The organism is Arthrobacter sp. UNC362MFTsu5.1, assembly GCF_000685965.1.
In the GTDB taxonomy this organism is placed as follows: Bacteria; Actinomycetota; Actinomycetes; order Actinomycetales; family Micrococcaceae; genus Arthrobacter.
Genome location: NZ_JMLE01000012.1, coordinates 59,642 through 75,767, shown reverse-complemented (window position 1 = coordinate 75,767; position 16,126 = coordinate 59,642). Strand labels below are relative to the sequence as shown.

Below are 16,126 nucleotides of genomic sequence, written 5' to 3'. Positions count from 1 at the left end.
GCGGCGCTATTCGGGCTGATCGCCAGGGGGCACAACTTCATGTCTGACATCACCATCAACGGCATCACCATTGATCCGATCAAACAGAACCGTGCCCTGCGTGACGCCGGACTGGTTGCCGAGGACGCCTCGGAGTCGGACCACATCCTCATCCAGACCGCGGAGCCGCTGACGGCGGAACAGCGCGCGGAACTTGCCGGCATCGACGTCGAGATGCAGGAATACGTCTCGGACAACACCTACCTTGCGGCGTTCCCGCCGGCGGACCTGGACCGGGTGCGCGCCCTGCCGTTCGTGAGCTGGGCGGACGTCTACTCCAGGGTCTTCAAGATCCCGCCGCCGCTGCTGCCGCGCGGGGCGGACACCGGCAACGTCCGGTCGCTGGCGGACCACGAACCGCATCCGGACCGCCGGCTGGAAAAGGTGGACCTGCTGCTGCACCCGGGCATCGAGGCCACCCCGGACCTGATCGCCCGGGTTGCCTTGGCGGCCAGGGTGGAGCCGGACGCCGTGGCGGTCACCCCGGGAAAGCTGCGCATCACCACCTCGGTGGACCAGCTCCCGGAACTGGCGAAGATCGACGAGATCCGCGAGATCCACCCGGTCCGCGAGCGCCAGCTCTTCAACAATGTTGCCCGGCAGATTTTGAATGCCGAGGTGCTGGTCAACGGGACAACGTACCGGGGCGACGGGGAAGTGGTGGCCGTGGCGGACACCGGATTCGACACCGGTGACGCCGCCAACCCGCATCCGGCGTTCACCGGACGGGTCCAGACGCTCTATGCGCTGGGCCGCACGGCGCCGGACAAGGCGGACGATCCGCACGGCCACGGCACGCACGTGGCCGGCTCCGTGCTGGGCCGGGGAAACTCGGCCACCATGGGCGGGAACATTGACGGCACGGCACCTGAGGCCCTGCTGATCCTGCAAAGCCTGCTCGACGCCAACGGCGGCCTGGGCGGCATCCCGGTCAACCTGAACGACCTCTTCCAAAAGACGTACGACGACGGCGCCCGCGTGCATACGAACTCGTGGGGGGTGCCCGGACTCAACCTGCCCTATGACTCAAGCTCGCGGGAGATCGACGAGTTCGTGTGGAACCACCCGGACCAGGTGATCTGCTTCGCGGCCGGGAATGACGGCGTGGACGGCAACAGCGACGGTACCGTGGACTCGAACTCCATCGGCTCCCAGTCCGCGGCCAAGAACTGCATCACCGTGGGAGCCAGCGAAAGCCTCCGGAAGGACTTCGCGCCCTCCTACGGCACGTACTGGCCGGGCGACTTCCCCGCGAATCCCGTCAAACGCGACAAGCAGGCCAACAACCCGGACGGGATGGTGGCCTTCTCCAGCCGCGGCCCCACCAAGGAAGGCCGGATCAAGCCCGACGTCGTCGCCCCGGGAACCAGCATCCTGTCCACGCTTTCGCGGAACGCCCCGATGGGCAGCACCTTCGGCACCTCCACCGATCCGTTGTTCTTCTTCGATTCCGGCACGTCCATGGCAACACCGCTGGTTGCCGGCTGCGCGGCGGTGCTGCGGGAAACCCTGGTGAAGAACGGGCTGGCCGCCCCCAGCGCCGCCTTGATCAAGGCCCTGCTGATCAACGGCGCCGACGTGCTGCCGGGACAGTACAATCCCAGCGAAGCCGGGGAGTCCCCGAACGGGAACTCCGGGTGGGGCCGGGTCAACCTGGGCCGGTCCGTGGTCCTTCCCGGGCAGCCTGGCAACGCCGGCCTGGGCGAAGGCGGGCCGCTGGAGCAGGGGGAGGAGGACTCCTTCGCCATCGACATCCCCGCGGAGGTCCCCAAGGTTGCTGCCAAGGGAAGACGGCACGGGGCTCCTGCCGGGGACCCGGAACTCACCGCCGCCGGGGTGACGCTGAAGATCACCCTGGTGTGGTCCGATCCGCCCGGTCCCCAGCTGCAGAACGACCTCGACCTCATTGTGCAGGCAGCGGACGGCAGCGAGCGGCACGGAAATTCCGGAACCTCCGCCGGCTTCGACCACGCGAACAACGTGGAACAGGTCCTGTGGACGGGCATGCCGCCGGGCCCTGCCAAAATCGTGGTCCGGGCGTTCCGGATCACCCAGTTCCCGCAGCCCTACGCCTACGTTTGGCGGCTGTCCTGACGTGCCCGAACTCCACGCGCCGGACTTCGACGTCCAGGGGCATCTGCCCGGGCAAGTGACCATCGCGCACGCCGCGCAGCTTCCCGTGGAAGAGGTCCTGGACCAGTTGAAAACCGGCAGCGCGGGGCTCGCCAGCGGCGAAGCCGCCAGGCGGCTGGCTGCCGTGGGTCCGAACGCGGTGCGAACACACGAGGCCAGCGGGTGGTCGGTGCTGGCGCGGCAGTTGGGCAGCCCCATCCTGATCCTGCTGGCCGTCACTGCCGGGCTCTCCTTATTCCTGGGGGACGCCACGAACTCCATTGTGATCGGCGTGATTCTGCTGGCCAGTGTGGGGCTGGGCTTCGTCAACGAGTTCCGGGCCGAGCGCGCCGCCGAGGCGCTGCATGCACGTGTCACCCACCTGGCCGCGGTTCTCCGCGACGGGATCCTGGGAGAAGTCCGCGTCACAGCCTTGGTGCCCGGCGACGTCGTGCATCTGGCCATCGGCGCGGTGGTCCCGGCGGACATGCGGTTGCTGACGGCCAAAGACTTGCTCTGCGACGAAAGCATCCTGACGGGTGAATCGCTGCCTGTCAGCAAAGATCCGGCGCCGGTCCGCGGCTCCGCTGCACCCGCCGACCTCACTTCCTGCCTGTTTATGGGGACCGTGGTCCAGTCCGGAAGCTGCACCGCCGCGGTGGTGGCCACAGGCGGGCGGGCAGAATTCGGCCGGATCGCTTTGGGGCTCGGCGAGCGGCAGCCGCAGACCGAGTTCCAGCTGGGCCTGAAACGCTTCTCCTTCCTGCTGCTGCAGGTGGCCGTCATCCTCACCACACTGATCTTCGTTGCCAACCTGCTGCTGCAGCGTCCTGTCATCGAATCGCTGCTGTTCTCGCTGGCGATTGCCGTTGGTATTACGCCGCAGCTGTTGCCGGCGGTGGTGAGCACCAGCCTGGCCACGGGAACCCGGCAGTTGGCCAAGCGCAAAGTGCTGGTCAAGCGACTGGTGTGCATTGAGGACCTCGGGGACATGGACGTGCTCGTCACCGATAAGACAGGCACCCTCACCGAGGGCAGGATCAGCTTCACCGCAGCGTTGCCCGCCAGGGACGGAGTGGCCCCCGACTTCCTTTTTACGCTGGGCCTTCTCGCCACGGAAGCGGAGTACACGGAAGCGAAGGTCTCCACAGTGGGACTGAATCCGCTGGACGCTGCCTTGTGGGCTTCCGCCGATGCGGCCGGCTTCGAGCCAGGCCGCTACGAACGCCTGGACGTCATTGATTTCGACCACCTGCGCCGCCGGACCAGCGTGCTGGTCAGGGAACAGGGCGGCGCTGCACAGCTGGTGTCCAAGGGATCGCCGGAAGATGTCCTGGCGCTCTGCGCGGACATCCCGGCAGGTGTGCAGGCGATGCTGGACGAACAGTTCAACGCGGGATCACGCGTGGTGGCCGTAGCCAGCCGGCCGGCCGCAGGGCTGACAGCGATCGGACCGGCCGACGAGAAGGACCTGGTCCTGGAGGGGCTGCTGGTCTTCCTGGACAGGCCCAAAGCCAACGCCAGGGCTTCACTGGACCAGCTCGAAGCGCTCGGCATCACGGTCAAGATCGCCACCGGGGACAACGCCAAGGTTGCCGAGAAGGTCTGTGACGAGCTCGGGGTGCTCTCCGGAGGTACGCTCACCGGCGCCGAGGTGGAATCTTTCTCTGATGCAGAGCTGGCAGCTGCGGCCCGCGAGGCAAGCATCTTCGCCCGTGTCTCGCCGGAACAGAAGGCCCGGATCATCCGGCTGCTGCGCCGGAGCGGTGGTTCCGTCGGGTTCATGGGCGATGGGGTCAATGACGCGCTCGCCTTGCACGCAGCGGACATCGGCATCTCCGTGGACAGCGCCACCGACGTCGCCAAGGACGCGGCCGACGTCGTGCTGCTGGACAAGGACCTGGCAGTGCTGGCCGAGGGCGTGATGGAAGGGCGGCGGATTTTCGCGAACACCATCAAGTACGTGCTGATGGGAACCTCGAGCAACTTCGGCAACATGTTCAGTGCCGCCACGGCATCCGTTGTGCTGAGTTTCCTGCCGATGCTGCCCGGCCAGATCCTGCTGAACAACCTGCTCTATGACAGCGGCCAGCTCGCCATCCCGGGAGACCGCGTGGACAAGGAGCAGCTGCTGGCCCCGTCGCACTGGAACATCGCCTTCATCCGGCGTTTTATGCTCCTCTTCGGGCCCATCAGCTCCCTGTTCGACTTCGCTACCTTCGCCCTGATGCTGTTCGCGTTCCATGCGGTGCCCGGAGAGTTCAGGGCCGGCTGGTTCATCGAGTCGATCGCCACGCAAACGCTCATCATCTTTGCCATCCGCACCCGGCGGGTTCCGTTCCTGCGGAGCCGGCCGTCAGCCGGGCTGCTGGGGGCATCCCTGGGCGTGGTGGTGGTGGGCATCTTCCTGCCGCTATCTCCGCTGGCCGGTGTCCTCGGGTTCGACCCGCTGCCTACGCCCTTCTTCCTGGCTCTCCTGGGCATGATCGTGGTCTACCTGGTCATGGTCGAATTCGCCAAGAGCTGGTTCTTCGCCCGGGCAGCACAGCAACCCCCTGCCCGGCCCGCCGTGATTCCGCGCCGGCAGCCATTGCACCACATTTCCCGCCGCGCGGCCCGGTTCAGCACCGCCGTTGCCCACCCTTTACACGGACAGCTGGTCCGCGGCGGGCGGAAGAGCAAGGCCCGGAGCACGCGAAGCAGCTAGCGTCAGCACAGGCCAAGCAGGGAACCATGGATTCGGCTGCGCAACGGGCGTAACCTGCACCTGTCAGCACTTGGTGATTTTGGCCTGAACCGAGGCACGTGATGAGCGTTGACCCCACTCCGAACACCGCCGGTCGCATCCGCTCCCGGATCAAGGACCGCATGGCCGCGCACCCGGTCGCCGCGTTCCTGCTCCTTGCCATCCCGCTGGCCTGGCTGGCGCAGGTCCTGGCCATCGTCCTGCTGCAGGACGTTACTCCCGGGCTCCTGGTGGAACTGCTGGTCCTGCTGGGAGCAGCCGTCCTGGTGACGGCGGCCGCGGACGGCCGCGCCGGCGTCCGTCGCCTCTTCAGCGGGGTGGTCCGCTGGCGGGTGGGCGCCGGCTGGTACGCCATGGCCTTGCTGGCCCTGCCGCTGCTGACTCTCCTGACCGCCGTCGTGACCGGCACGCTTCGTGAGCCCGGCAGCGGGTGGGCCGCCACCGCGGGGCTGTACCTGCTGAAGGCAGTGGTCATCGGCGCCCTGCTGGGCAACGTCTGGGAGGAACTGGCCTGGGCGGGGGTGGTCCAGCGCCGGCTGATGGACCGGAAGGGCGTGCTCGCGGGCTCACTGCTGACTGCCATTCCCTTCGCCCTCATCCATTTGCCCCAGGCCTTCGCCGCGCGCGGGTTCGCGGACACGCCCTGGGCGGACGTCGCCCTCTCGTGGGGAGTCCTGTTCGGCTTCGCCGCCGTGGCACGTTACCTACTGGGTATGGTGTTCGTGGGGACCGGCGGTAGCATCCTGATTCTGGGGCTCCTGCACGGGTCCATGAACGCCTCCCAAGGCATGGACACGGCGGACTGGTGGCAGTTCATCCCGGCGGTGGCGGTGCTGACAGCGGCAGTGGCGGCGTACCTCGCCGCAAGGTCCCGGACCACCGGCCAGGGCAGCAGCGGACATGCCCTGCGCCGGCGGCGCATCCCGCCCTACCGGGCAGCAAACCCGTAGCCGTCAGCCGTCAGGAGGGACTTGCGGACATGGACGACACCACGAACGACGGCGGGCTCCGCCGCCCCGAGTTGCGGCTGTCCGCCACACTCCTCTTCGCCGGCGTCGTGGCCTCGCTGCTGGCCGGACTCCAGCATCCGGACGCGGCCAGCGCCAACGACCACCCTGCGACATTCGCCGAGTACGCGGCCAGTGACGCCTGGATCGCCGTCCACCTCGGGCAGTTCGTTGGCATGGCGTTGCTCCTCTGCGGACTGCTGGTCCTGGCCTATGCCCTCAACGTCCGTCACGGGGCGGCGGGGTGGGCGGTGCGGCTGGGTGCCGCGGCGGCCATTGCCGCGCTCGCCCTCTACGGCGTCCTGCAGGGTGTGGACGGTGTTGCCCTGAAGCATGCCGTCGATGCCTGGGCAGGCGCGGCCGAAGGGGAGAAGGCGCTGCGCTTCGCGGCCGCGGAGGACATCCGGTGGCTGGAATGGGGAGTCCGGAGCTACCAAAGCTTCATGCTGGGATCAGCGCTCGTCCTGTTCGGCGCCGGCATCGCCGCCACGCGCAGGATCTCCCGGTTCATCGGTTACCTGATGGTGTTGTCCGGAGCATCGTACCTGGCGCAGGGCTGGATCATCGGCGCCGAGGGCTTCTCCGCATCCAACAGCCTGCCCACTCTGGCGGGCATCGTGCTGATCCTCGGATGGACCGGCTGGCTCCTTGCGGCGGCCTGGCGGCGGACAGCGGCCGGCAAGGCCGGCGGGCAGGCTTCCGCCGGCTAGGCTGCTGCCTGCTGGACTTCCGCCCGCTGGACTTCCGCCCGCCCGCAGGTGCGGATAATCTGGGACATGCCAGGATGCTGCACGAACAGCACCCCCAGTTCCTGGCCAAGAGAGGCACGACATGACAGAGAAGCTGCATCTCACCCCGGAAGACGAGTTTCCGGAGGATCTCTCAAAAGTGGACGACAAGGAACTGCAGGTCCTCGACAGCCAGGTCCAGCGCCAGCTGGACTACGAGTACGTGGCCGAGGGAGAACCGAATCCGGAGACCGAGTTCCGGCACTACGACCTCGACGAGGAATTCAGCGAACGGGACAAGCGGGACTAACCGTCCACCGGTATCTCCAGCACGTTCCCTTCCTCCGCCCAGATGCTCCGGGTGCCCAGTTCGGCGCAAAGCCCTTGCATCCGGCCTGCGATCCGGTGTGAACTTCTTCCGGCCAGCCGAGCCTGGAACCCGGTAATGACCGTGGGATGGAGCTGCAGTCGGACGGGCCCGCCGCCAGGCATTTCCAGGCAGAAGACGAACGACTGGTCATTGCGTTCCTCCGGGTCCACGGCATAGTCGTCGATGAAGTCGCCGGCGCTGTAGATCAGGGGCCGGCCGCGGTAGAGCTCCACGCCGCGGAAGATATGGGCCGAATGCCCGAACACGACGTCGGCTCCCGCATCCACCAGCGCCCGCCCCAGGGCGCGGTGGGCGGGCGGCACCTCGGCGCCCCAGTTGCCGCCCCAGTGCGCCGACACGACCAGCAGGTCCGCGCGTGCCCTGGTGCGGCGGACCAGCGCCAGCAGGTCCTGGACCCTCGCGTCGTCCTGGTGCCGCTCGTCCACGGGCACGTAAAACACCCCGGGCCGGTCCGGTGCCGCCTCCCAGTCGGGCTGGTTGTCCGTGAAGGCAATGAGGCCGACGGCGGTGCGGCCCACTCGCCTGATCACCGGCCGGCGCGCCGCCTCCAGGTCCGGGCCGGCTCCGGCGTGGAGGAGTCCAGCGCGGTCCAGCACGGGCAGCATCTCGTGGAAGGCGGCCTCCCCGTAGTCGAGCACATGGTTGTTGGCGAGCGAGACGGCGTCGATGCCCGCCGCGGCCAGGACTGCAACGTTGCTGGTGTCCGAGCGGAAATGGAAGACTTTTCCGGGCTGGGGAGTCCCGCCGTCGGCCAGGACGCATTCGAGGTTGGCGAACCGCATGTCCGCCTGCGCCAGGACCGGAAGCGTATCGCCCCAGGGGTACGCGGGCGGGGCTGACCTGAGCCGCTCGTTCACCAGGCGGCCCAGCATCACGTCACCAAGGAATACCAGCCGCACGGTCCGCCTCCGGCCACTCCAACGTCCCGGCTACTTCTCCGCCGGGCCGGCCACAGCGTGCCGGGAGCCAGCTTTGAGGGCGGTCCTGATGCTGACCTTCGAGGTGTAGGAAATGGACCCGTACTGGAAAAGCCGCACGGCCAACCGGAGCATCACGGCGGCCCCGACGTAGAGGATGGCGATCACCATTGCGGCTTCCAGGACGCCCAGCGATCCGAACGCGTTCCGCAACAGCGCCGTGACGGGCGCGGAGAACGGGAAGTAGGTGAACACCTGAACGATCGGGGAGTGCGGCTCGGAGATCACCAGGCTGACCGAATAGAAGGGGATAAAGATCAGGGCGATCATCACCCCCATGAAATTCCCGGCTTCCTTGGCCGTGGGCATCACGGCGCCGATGGCCACCAGGGTGGTGGTGAACAAGGCGAAGCCGCCCACGAGGATGAGGAATCCGACGGTCATGCGCAGGGGGTCGAAGACCAGCTGGGAAAATTCGAACGCCGGGATGCTCAGGGCATCACGGTAGAAGAGTCCGCCGATCAGGATGGGCGAGGCGAAGACGGCCACCTGCACCAGGCCCACCATGAACAGGGCCAGCACCTTCCCTGTGATCAGGGTGGTGGGCTTGAGCGTCGTGAGGATCATCTCGGTGACCCTGTTCTCCTTTTCCTCCAGCGTGGAGTTAAGCATCTGCCCGGCGAGGAGCACCACCAGCCCGTAGAACACCACCAGGAACGCCATCGGCGGAATCACGGAGTTCATGCCGCCGGCCACCTCGGACCCCTGGTAGGTCACCGTTTCCACCTGCGCCGACCCCGCCGCGAGCCCGGACAACTGGGGCGAACCGATTCTCACGGCCACGGCGCGGGCCAGCATGGCCTGGGCGACGGCGGCGTATTTGCCGTTCTCAAACAACCCCCGGTCCGCGCCGTAGACCTTCACCGCGGCGGACTCGGGATGGGCGGGGAACTCGAAGTAGGCCTCGACTGCACCGGACCGGACGTCCTGTATCCCGGCGTCGGACGAGGCTGCGGGAACGGCGCCGAATGCGGCCGCGTCAGCGGGAGTGATCAGGCCGGAGGCGTCCGTGTAGGAGATGCTGAACTGGGCGTTCTTCTGGGCCTCGGCGGCGGTACTGGTGCTGGTGTTGCTGAGGAAGATCATCCCGAACACCACGGCCATGATGACGGGCACGGACAGGGTGCCGATCCAGAAGCGAAGCTTCGTGACGGTGCGGACGAATTCGAAGCTGATGACAGTTCCAAGGTTGTGCTGGGCCATGGCTACGCACCCCGTGTTGCGGCCAGACGCCCGGGGGCGGGGGACGGGGACTCGTTGTGTTCCCCGTACACGCGGATGAAGATGTCCTCCATCGAGATCTTCGTGGTGGTGAAACTGCGGATGACCATGCCGGCGTCCATGAGTTCGCGCAGGATGGCCGCTTCGTCGGTGTCGTCCGTGATGGAGAGCTCCGCGTAGTTGGTTTCCTCCAGCGTCACCTCATAGTGCGGCGACGGCGGGATGGGCCCGGTGTGCCGGATGCGGACCACCCTCCCGCCGTATTTGTTCTGGACCTCATCGATGGTGCCATAGGCCTCGGACGTGCCGTCCTTGAGCAGGATGATGCGGTCGCACAGCCGCTCCACTTCCTCCATCTGGTGGGTCACCATCACCACCGTGGCACCGTCGTTCTTCTGCTCCGCGATGATGTCCATCAGGAGGCGCCTGTTCACGGGGTCGAACCCCTTGGTGGGTTCGTCCAGGATGAGGAGTTCCGGACGGTTCATGATGGTGACGCCGAGCTGGACCTTCTGCTGCTCGCCGCTGGAGAGCTTGTCCACCTGGGTGGCGGCCTTCCCGGACAGGTCCACGCGGTCCAGGTAGGCCAGTGACCATTGCCGCGCAGAGTGCCGGTCCATTCCCTTGAGCCGGCCGAAGTAGGTCATGACGTCCATGACCTTTTCCTTCTTGTAGAGCCCGCGCTCCTCCGGAAGGTAGCCCAGCCGGCTGCCGTGCTCGGGCTTGAAGGGCCGCCCGTTGATGTGGAGGACGCCGGCCGTGGGCTCGTACAGGCCCAGGAGCGCGCGGATGGTGGTGGTCTTGCCCGAGCCGTTGCTGCCCAGGAAGCCGAAGGTCTCGCCGGCCCGCACGTCGAAGGACAGGTCGCGGACCACGGTGGTGTCCGCGAAGTCCATCCGGAAACCGCTGATGTGCACCACTGGCTCGTCCATGGCTCTCGCCGCCTGTACCGATCATTGCCCGCCGGTGTCGGTTCCCCCGGGGCAGGCTGCCATGTGACCAGAGTGGTTCCCGATGCTCGGAAAAGGAAGGGGCGAAGGTCCCGGCCGTGACGCTGCCATTACTCGTCGGTGATGGTGCCCCCGGCGTCCACGGTCTTCCGCCGGAGCGTCAGACGCTGCGGCGGCGGAACCGGAACACGAGTTCGATGGCGGCACACCCGCCTAGCGCCGCCAGCAGGGCGGCATTGAGAAGCGGGCGTGGCGGCCAGGCCAAGCTGAAAAAGTCTGCGGCGGCCGGAACGATGAGGAGCAGGAGCAGGCCGGCATACATTGCGATGACGATCAGGAGCCGCCAGCGGTTCAGGGGCCGGGAGAGCACCACAAGCACCCAGAGCGCCACGAGGGCGAGCACCATGACCGACCCTGTCCGCACGGAGTCCTCCCCGTACCCGCCGGTAATCGCCGCGTAGGCATTCAGTGCCAGGACCGCGGCGGTGATGATGAGCCCTGCCGGGACGGCAAAAGCCAGGGAGCGTTTGAGGAAGCCTGGCCTGTAGAGCCGGGCATTGGGCATGAGGGCGAGGAAGAAGGCGGGGATGCCAATGGTGAGCCCGTCGGTGGCGGAGAGCTGTCGCGGCAGGAACGGAAAGCCCCACAGCAGCCCGCCGAAGACCACCGAAAGGGCGACGGCGTACGCTGTCTTGGCGAGGAACAGCATGGAGACGCGCTCGATGTTGGCGATCACCCGCCTTCCCTCTGCCACGACGCCGGGGAGCCGGTCGAAGCGGCTGTCCAGCAGCACCAGCCGGGAGACGGCCTTGGTGGCGGCCGCGGCGGAGCCCATGGCAATCCCGATGTCCGCTTCTTTCAGTGCCAGGGCATCATTTACTCCGTCCCCGGTCATGGCCACCACGTGGCCGCGGCTGCGCAGGGCAGCGACCATGGCCTTCTTTTGGGCAGGTGTGACGCGGCCGAAGACCTTGTGGTTCTGCAGGACGTCCGCCATGAGCTCTGGATCTTCGGGCAGCTCGCGGGCATCGTAGCCGCTGGCGGAGTCCAGGCCCACGGCGCGGGCAACAGCCGCCACGGTCCGCGGATCGTCACCGGAAATGACGCGGAGGTCCACTCCCTGCTCCCGGAAGTAGGCGAGGGTGGTGGCGGCGTCGGGCCGTATTCTTTCGCGGAATGTCAGTAGCGCTGCCGGCACCAGAGCCGACGGCAAGGTTGCATCCTCAGTTTCCCCGGCGGCCATGGGACGCACGGCGTGGGCCAGGACCAGGGCGCGGAGACCGGACGATGCCAGCGCCGCTGCCGAGGCCAGGACGGGGACGTTTGCCGGGGTGGTGGCCTCGAGCACCAGTTCCGGTGCGCCCAGCACCCAGGAACCGGGCGCCGATCCCTCGGTGAAGCTGACCGCGCTCCATTTCCGCGACGACGCGAAGGGGACGGAAGATGCGGGGCGGAGGCCGCCGTCGTACTTGTAGACGGCGGCGAGGCAGCGGGCGGTGGCGTTTGCATTGGGGTCGGCCCCCAGCCATCCCAGGGCCTCCTCCCACCCCAGCGCCGGAGTGGTGCCGACGCCGTGCGCGCCGTCGAAAATGATCTTTCCTTCAGTGAGCGTGCCGGTCTTGTCCAGGCAAAGCATGTCCACCCGGGCCAGCCCTTCCACAGCGGCGAGTTCCTGGATGAGGACCTTGTCCCGGGCGAGCCGCAGCCCGCCCAGGGCGAAAGCCACGCTGGCCATGAGCACCAGGCCCAGCGGAACCATGGCGATCACACTTGCCACGGCGCCGACCGCCGCGGTCTTCCAGGTGCCCGTGGCCAGCGCCTGGTCCCAGCCTCCCTGGGCCTGCATCTCGCCGTTGACAACGATGGCCATGACGGGGATGAGGCCCCACGTGATCCAGCGCAGGACCCTGTTCAAGCCGGTGCGGATTTCCGAATGGACCAGGGAAAAACGCTTGGCCGCCACTGTGAGCTTGCCGGCGAAGGAGTCGTCCCCTACCCGGATGACCTGGGCCCGGCCCTGTCCGCCCACAACGGTGGACCCGGCCAGCACCTCGGATCCCGGTGCCTTGTCTACGGGGTTCGATTCGCCGGAGAGCAGGGATTCGTCGATTTCCAGCCCGCGGGCGTCGTAGACCGCGGCGTCCGCGGGTACCTGGTCGCCTGCGAAGAGCAGGATGACGTCATCCAGGACCACCTCCCCCGTGGGAATGTCTTGAATGGCACCGTCCCGCAGAACCCGTGCGTGCGGGGAGTTCAACACCGCAAGACGGTCCAGTGATCTCTTGGCCCGGTGTTCCTGGACCACCCCGATGACGGCGTTGCCGACGGCGGCGAAGCCAAAGAGGGCATCCTGCCACTGCCCCAGCGCCAGGAGCAGCACGAAGCTGCCGGCCACAATGGCATTGAAGAGGGTCAGGACGTTGGCGCGGAGGATGTCCCACAGGCTGCGGCTGGATGCGTCGGAGACCAGGTTGGTCAACCCGCCCCGGACACGTTCGGAGACGTCTTCACTGGACAGGCCGTTACCGCGCCAGCTTTCCCTGCCAAGCCAGTGCGTGCGTTGCCGCGTCACCATGTGTTGCCCCCCTTGGGCATGCGCCGTTCCTGGTCCTTAGTGTGGCACGTCAGCCTCCCCGTTGGCCCTGGGGGCGGCCCGCTGAGGTGGCCCGCAAATGCGCGGGAACGGTACCATCATGACCATGCCCGGAGTTCTCGACATTGCAGGTCCCATCCTGGAAGTGCTGACCTGGATTTGCCTGCCCGCCGGCCTGATCCTCCTGGTGGCCGTGGAAACGATGAGGCGGTTCGAGGATCAGTGGGCCAAGTCCGAGGGCGTCGTATATTCCGATGAGAGCGGCGTGGGTTTCCGCTGGTATGACCACCATCACCAGGTTCACAATGCGCCCATGTCCCCGCATGACATCAGGCACATGGCCCCGGGGGACGCCGTCACCATCCACTACGCGGTGAAGACGCCCACCCGCTGGCGGACCAGTGCGCCGGAAGTGCGCGGCGAGGCAGCCGGGGTCCTGGGCTGGATCCTCAGCGGCATCGGGGCGGCCGCCCTGGTTATCGGCTTCCTGCTGCCGATGTTCTAGCGCGCTTTCTAAGGAGCGGACAACGCGGCCCGGACCGAAGGCCAGGACTTCAGGACTTCCAGCACGCCCGGATCGCGCTCGGCAAGGATAGCCTCGCGGTAGGACTCCTCCAGTAGGGCATCCACGGCCACCCGGGTACCGGTTGAAGCGCTGTGCACTGCAGCCTCCACCATCGCCAGGCTCATGATGTTCCGGTGGACCTGCCCCATGGGTGTGCTGCCGGTCCGGAGCGCTGCTACGAAGTCCCGCAGCGAGCCGGCAATTTCCTGCCCGGGATCGGGGCTTCCAGCCGGGGAGCCGGCTGCCGCCCCGGTGGACTCGATCGTGGGCTCGTTGTCGCCGTCCCACAGCACGGTGCCGTTCCCGCCGCTGATCCGCCACGAAGCGTTCCAGGACGTCTCTTGTCCGGGGCTGCACCAGCTGCCGGTGAATACGAAGCGCTCGCCGCCCGTCATCTCGAAGATGGCACTGGCCCCGGCGTCACCGCGGTACCAGCTCCAGGCCGGGTTGTACTCCTCGCAGAACACTGAAACCGGGTCGGCATCGAGCAGGAACCGGGCCATATCGAACTGGTGGATGGCCATGTCCAACAGGAGCGGGTGGTCCATGGCGTCACGGAAGCCGCCGAAGTGCGGGGCCTTGAAAAACTCTGCCGACACGATCCCGACGGAGCCCAGGGAGGAGGAAAGCCGCTTCGCCTCGAACAGGTGCCGGTTGTAGCGCCGGGACTGGCTGACCATAAACAGCTGTCCGGAGAGTTCCGCGGCGGCGGCAAGGGACAGGCCCTGCACCACCGTGGAGGCCACAGGCTTTTCGCCCAAGACTGGCAGTCCGGCGGCCAGCGCCTCGGTGGTCACCGGATGGTGCGCGGCAGGGACGGTGACGTTGATGACCGCCCGGGCGCCGACGTCGGACGCCAGTGCGGCGGTCCCGGTGCCGATCGGAAGGTCCGGGCGTCCGGCCGCCGCGGCTGCCGCGCGGGCGGCATCAAGGTCAAGGTCCACGATGCCGGCCAGTTCCACCAGCGGCGAGTCTTCCACGGTCCGAAGCCAGGCGCGGCCCATGCCGCCGGCGCCGACGACGACGACGCGCAGCGGAGTTCCGTCGTCGGGGATGGTGGCGAAGGGGGTGCTCACGCGGTGGCCCCCTGGTAGCTCTTGCCGTTGAAGAAATCGTTCGTGTCGTAGCGCAGCAGTTCGGGGTAGGCACGCTCTGGCCGGTCGGTGACCGCCCACTCAACGGCATTGGCGATGACGCGGCGCACGTCCTTGTGGTGGTAGACGGGGTAGTCCTGGTCGCCGGGGCTGAAGAAGAAGATCTTGCCATGGCCGCGGCGGAAGGTGCAGCCGGAGCGGAAGACCTCGCCGCCGCTGAAGGAGCTGATGAACACGAGTTCCTCGGGGGTGGGGATGTCGAAGAATTCGCCGTACATTTCCTGCCGGTCGATCACGATGGGGTGCGGCACGCCTTTGGCGATGGGGTGGGTGGGGTCCACGGTCCAGACCAGTTCGCGGTCCTGTTCGGAGCGCCAGCGCAGTGTGCAGGAGGTGCCCATGAGTTTGGTGAAGATCTTCGACCAGTGCCCGGAGTGCAGCACGATCAGGCCCATGCCGGCGAGGACATGGCGGTGCACGCGCTCCACGATTTCGTCGTCGACGTCGCCGTGGGACATGTGCCCCCACCAGGTCAGGACGTCGGTGTTGGCCAGGACTTCCTCGGTGAGGCCGTGCTCGGGTTCGTCCAGTGTGGCAGTGCGGACGCTTACCTTGGCGCCGAGGTTTTCTTCGATGCCGGACTTGACGGCGCCGTGCATTCCGTCGGGGTAGAGCAGTGCGACGTTCTCGTCGCGCTTTTCGTGCCGGTTCTCGCTCCAGACGGTGACGCGGATGGTTTCAGACATGATTCTCCTTGAAGTTGTGGGTGTGGTTGCACCGGTGCGTTACTTGCCGGCGCTGTTACTTAACGGCTCCGCCGGTTGTGCCCGCCGCGATGTATTTCTGGGCTGCCACCAGAAGGATGATGGCCGGGATGGAGGCGAGCACCGCCGTCGCCATCACCGAACTCCAGTCGTTCACGTAGGCGCCGATGTACTGGAAGATGCCCAGCGTCACCGGCCGGACGGCCTCGGTGGTGGTCAGGGTCAGGGCGAACAGGAAGTCGCTCCAGGCGAACAGGAACGTGAACAGCCCGGCGGTGATGAGCGAGTTCCTGCTCAGCGGCAGCACGATGGACCAGAAGGCACGGATGTGGCCGGCGCCGTCCACCCGGGCGGCCTCGATCACCGACGCCGGCATGCCGTTCATGAAGGCTCGGATGATCAGGATGGCGAACGGGATGCCGTGCGCGGAGTCCGCCAGGATCAGGCCCGGGATGGAGTTGAGCAGGCCCAGGTCGTTGTAGGCGGTGTACAGGGCGTTGGCCACCACGATGCCGGGGATCATCTGGCTGATCAGGATCGCGAACAGCACAATGCTGGCGCCGCGGACCTTGAAGTAGGCCAGGGCGTACGCAGCCGGAGCGGCGATGGCCAGGCTCAGCGCCACGCTGCCGAGCGAAATGACCAGGCTGGTGCCCAGGTTGCCGCCCTGCTCGCTGATGGCGGTGGCGTAACCGGTGAAGTCCGGTTTCAGCGGCAGCCAGGATGTTTCCAGGGTGGTGCCGTTCGGCTGCAGGGAGGCGTTCACCATCCAGTAGACCGGGAACAGCATGATGGCCAGGAAAAGGATGGCCAGCGCCGTGGAACCCCAGTTCTTTCGATCCGGAGCCGGCCCGGTACCGCGTCCCGAACCGCGCCCGGTACCGTTGCCCGAACCGCGGGCGGGTCCGCGGCGGGAGGTGATGGTCGTCGTCATGGTTT

Annotated in this window: 13 protein-coding genes; 6 read left to right on the top strand and 7 right to left on the bottom strand. The window is 67.2% G+C overall.

Annotated features, from left to right (window positions below; translation table 11 throughout):
* Positions 1-39 precede the first annotated feature (39 nt).
* The 5 genes from BS38_RS0113015 to BS38_RS0112990 all read left to right on the top strand — a co-directional run bounded on the left by BS38_RS0113015 (position 40) and on the right by BS38_RS0112990 (position 6,942).
* Complete coding sequence (locus BS38_RS0113015) at positions 40-2,133, top strand: S8 family serine peptidase (RefSeq protein ID WP_028271204.1); 2,094 nt, start codon at positions 40-42, stop codon at positions 2,131-2,133.
* Between the two features lies 1 nt (position 2,134).
* The gene (mgtA, locus tag BS38_RS0113010; protein WP_231511238.1) at positions 2,135-4,858 is read left to right on the top strand and encodes a magnesium-translocating P-type ATPase; all 2,724 of its coding nucleotides are present in this window, start codon (positions 2,135-2,137) and stop codon (positions 4,856-4,858) included.
* A gap of 101 nt (positions 4,859-4,959) precedes the next feature.
* Entirely contained in the window at positions 4,960-5,847 is an 888-nt protein-coding gene (locus BS38_RS0113005) for a CPBP family intramembrane glutamic endopeptidase (protein ID WP_028271202.1), read from the top strand.
* Between the two features lie 29 nt (positions 5,848-5,876).
* Positions 5,877-6,614 carry a hypothetical protein gene (locus tag BS38_RS0113000; protein WP_028271201.1) on the top strand — a complete coding sequence of 246 codons (738 nt, stop codon included), beginning with the start codon at positions 5,877-5,879 and terminating at the stop codon, positions 6,612-6,614.
* Between the two features lie 121 nt (positions 6,615-6,735).
* Positions 6,736-6,942, top strand: coding sequence for a hypothetical protein (locus BS38_RS0112990; RefSeq protein ID WP_028271200.1), 207 nt, complete (start codon positions 6,736-6,738; stop codon positions 6,940-6,942).
* On the opposite strand, the gene BS38_RS0112985 is transcribed toward BS38_RS0112990, so the two are convergent.
* The 4 genes from BS38_RS0112985 to BS38_RS0112970 form a co-directional block, all read right to left on the bottom strand.
* Positions 6,939-7,922 carry a CapA family protein gene (locus BS38_RS0112985; RefSeq protein WP_028271199.1) on the bottom strand — a complete coding sequence of 328 codons (984 nt, stop codon included), beginning with the start codon at positions 7,920-7,922 and terminating at the stop codon, positions 6,939-6,941. The genes BS38_RS0112990 and BS38_RS0112985 overlap by 4 nt on opposite strands.
* A gap of 30 nt (positions 7,923-7,952) precedes the next feature.
* The gene (locus tag BS38_RS25110; RefSeq protein WP_051628891.1) at positions 7,953-9,203 is read right to left on the bottom strand and encodes an ABC transporter permease; all 1,251 of its coding nucleotides are present in this window, start codon (positions 9,201-9,203) and stop codon (positions 7,953-7,955) included.
* A 2-nt stretch (positions 9,204-9,205) separates the two neighbouring features.
* Positions 9,206-10,153: an ABC transporter ATP-binding protein gene (locus tag BS38_RS0112975; protein ID WP_028271198.1), complete on the bottom strand. Its 948-nt coding sequence runs from the start codon at positions 10,151-10,153 to the stop codon at positions 9,206-9,208.
* Between the two features lie 178 nt (positions 10,154-10,331).
* Positions 10,332-12,746, bottom strand: coding sequence for an HAD-IC family P-type ATPase (locus BS38_RS0112970; RefSeq protein ID WP_028271197.1), 2,415 nt, complete (start codon positions 12,744-12,746; stop codon positions 10,332-10,334).
* Positions 12,747-12,843: 97 nt separating this feature from the next.
* Here BS38_RS0112970 and BS38_RS0112965 point away from each other — a divergent pair, with 97 nt between their 5' ends.
* Positions 12,844-13,269, top strand: coding sequence for a hypothetical protein (locus BS38_RS0112965; RefSeq protein ID WP_081818889.1), 426 nt, complete (start codon positions 12,844-12,846; stop codon positions 13,267-13,269).
* Between the two features lie 8 nt (positions 13,270-13,277).
* Here the strand turns inward: BS38_RS0112965 and BS38_RS0112960 are convergent, their stop codons facing one another.
* The 3 genes from BS38_RS0112960 to BS38_RS0112950 are packed head-to-tail and all read right to left on the bottom strand — an operon-like array spanning position 13,278 to position 16,121.
* Positions 13,278-14,405, bottom strand: coding sequence for a Gfo/Idh/MocA family protein (locus tag BS38_RS0112960; protein WP_028271195.1), 1,128 nt, complete (start codon positions 14,403-14,405; stop codon positions 13,278-13,280).
* On the bottom strand, positions 14,402-15,169 hold the full coding sequence (locus BS38_RS0112955) for a ThuA domain-containing protein (RefSeq protein ID WP_028271194.1): 768 nt from the start codon (positions 15,167-15,169) through the stop codon (positions 14,402-14,404). Before BS38_RS0112955 ends, BS38_RS0112960 begins: the two co-directional genes overlap by 4 nt.
* 55 nt (positions 15,170-15,224) lie before the next feature.
* Positions 15,225-16,121 carry a carbohydrate ABC transporter permease gene (locus BS38_RS0112950; protein ID WP_028271193.1) on the bottom strand — a complete coding sequence of 299 codons (897 nt, stop codon included), beginning with the start codon at positions 16,119-16,121 and terminating at the stop codon, positions 15,225-15,227.
* Positions 16,122-16,126: the final 5 nt, after the last annotated feature.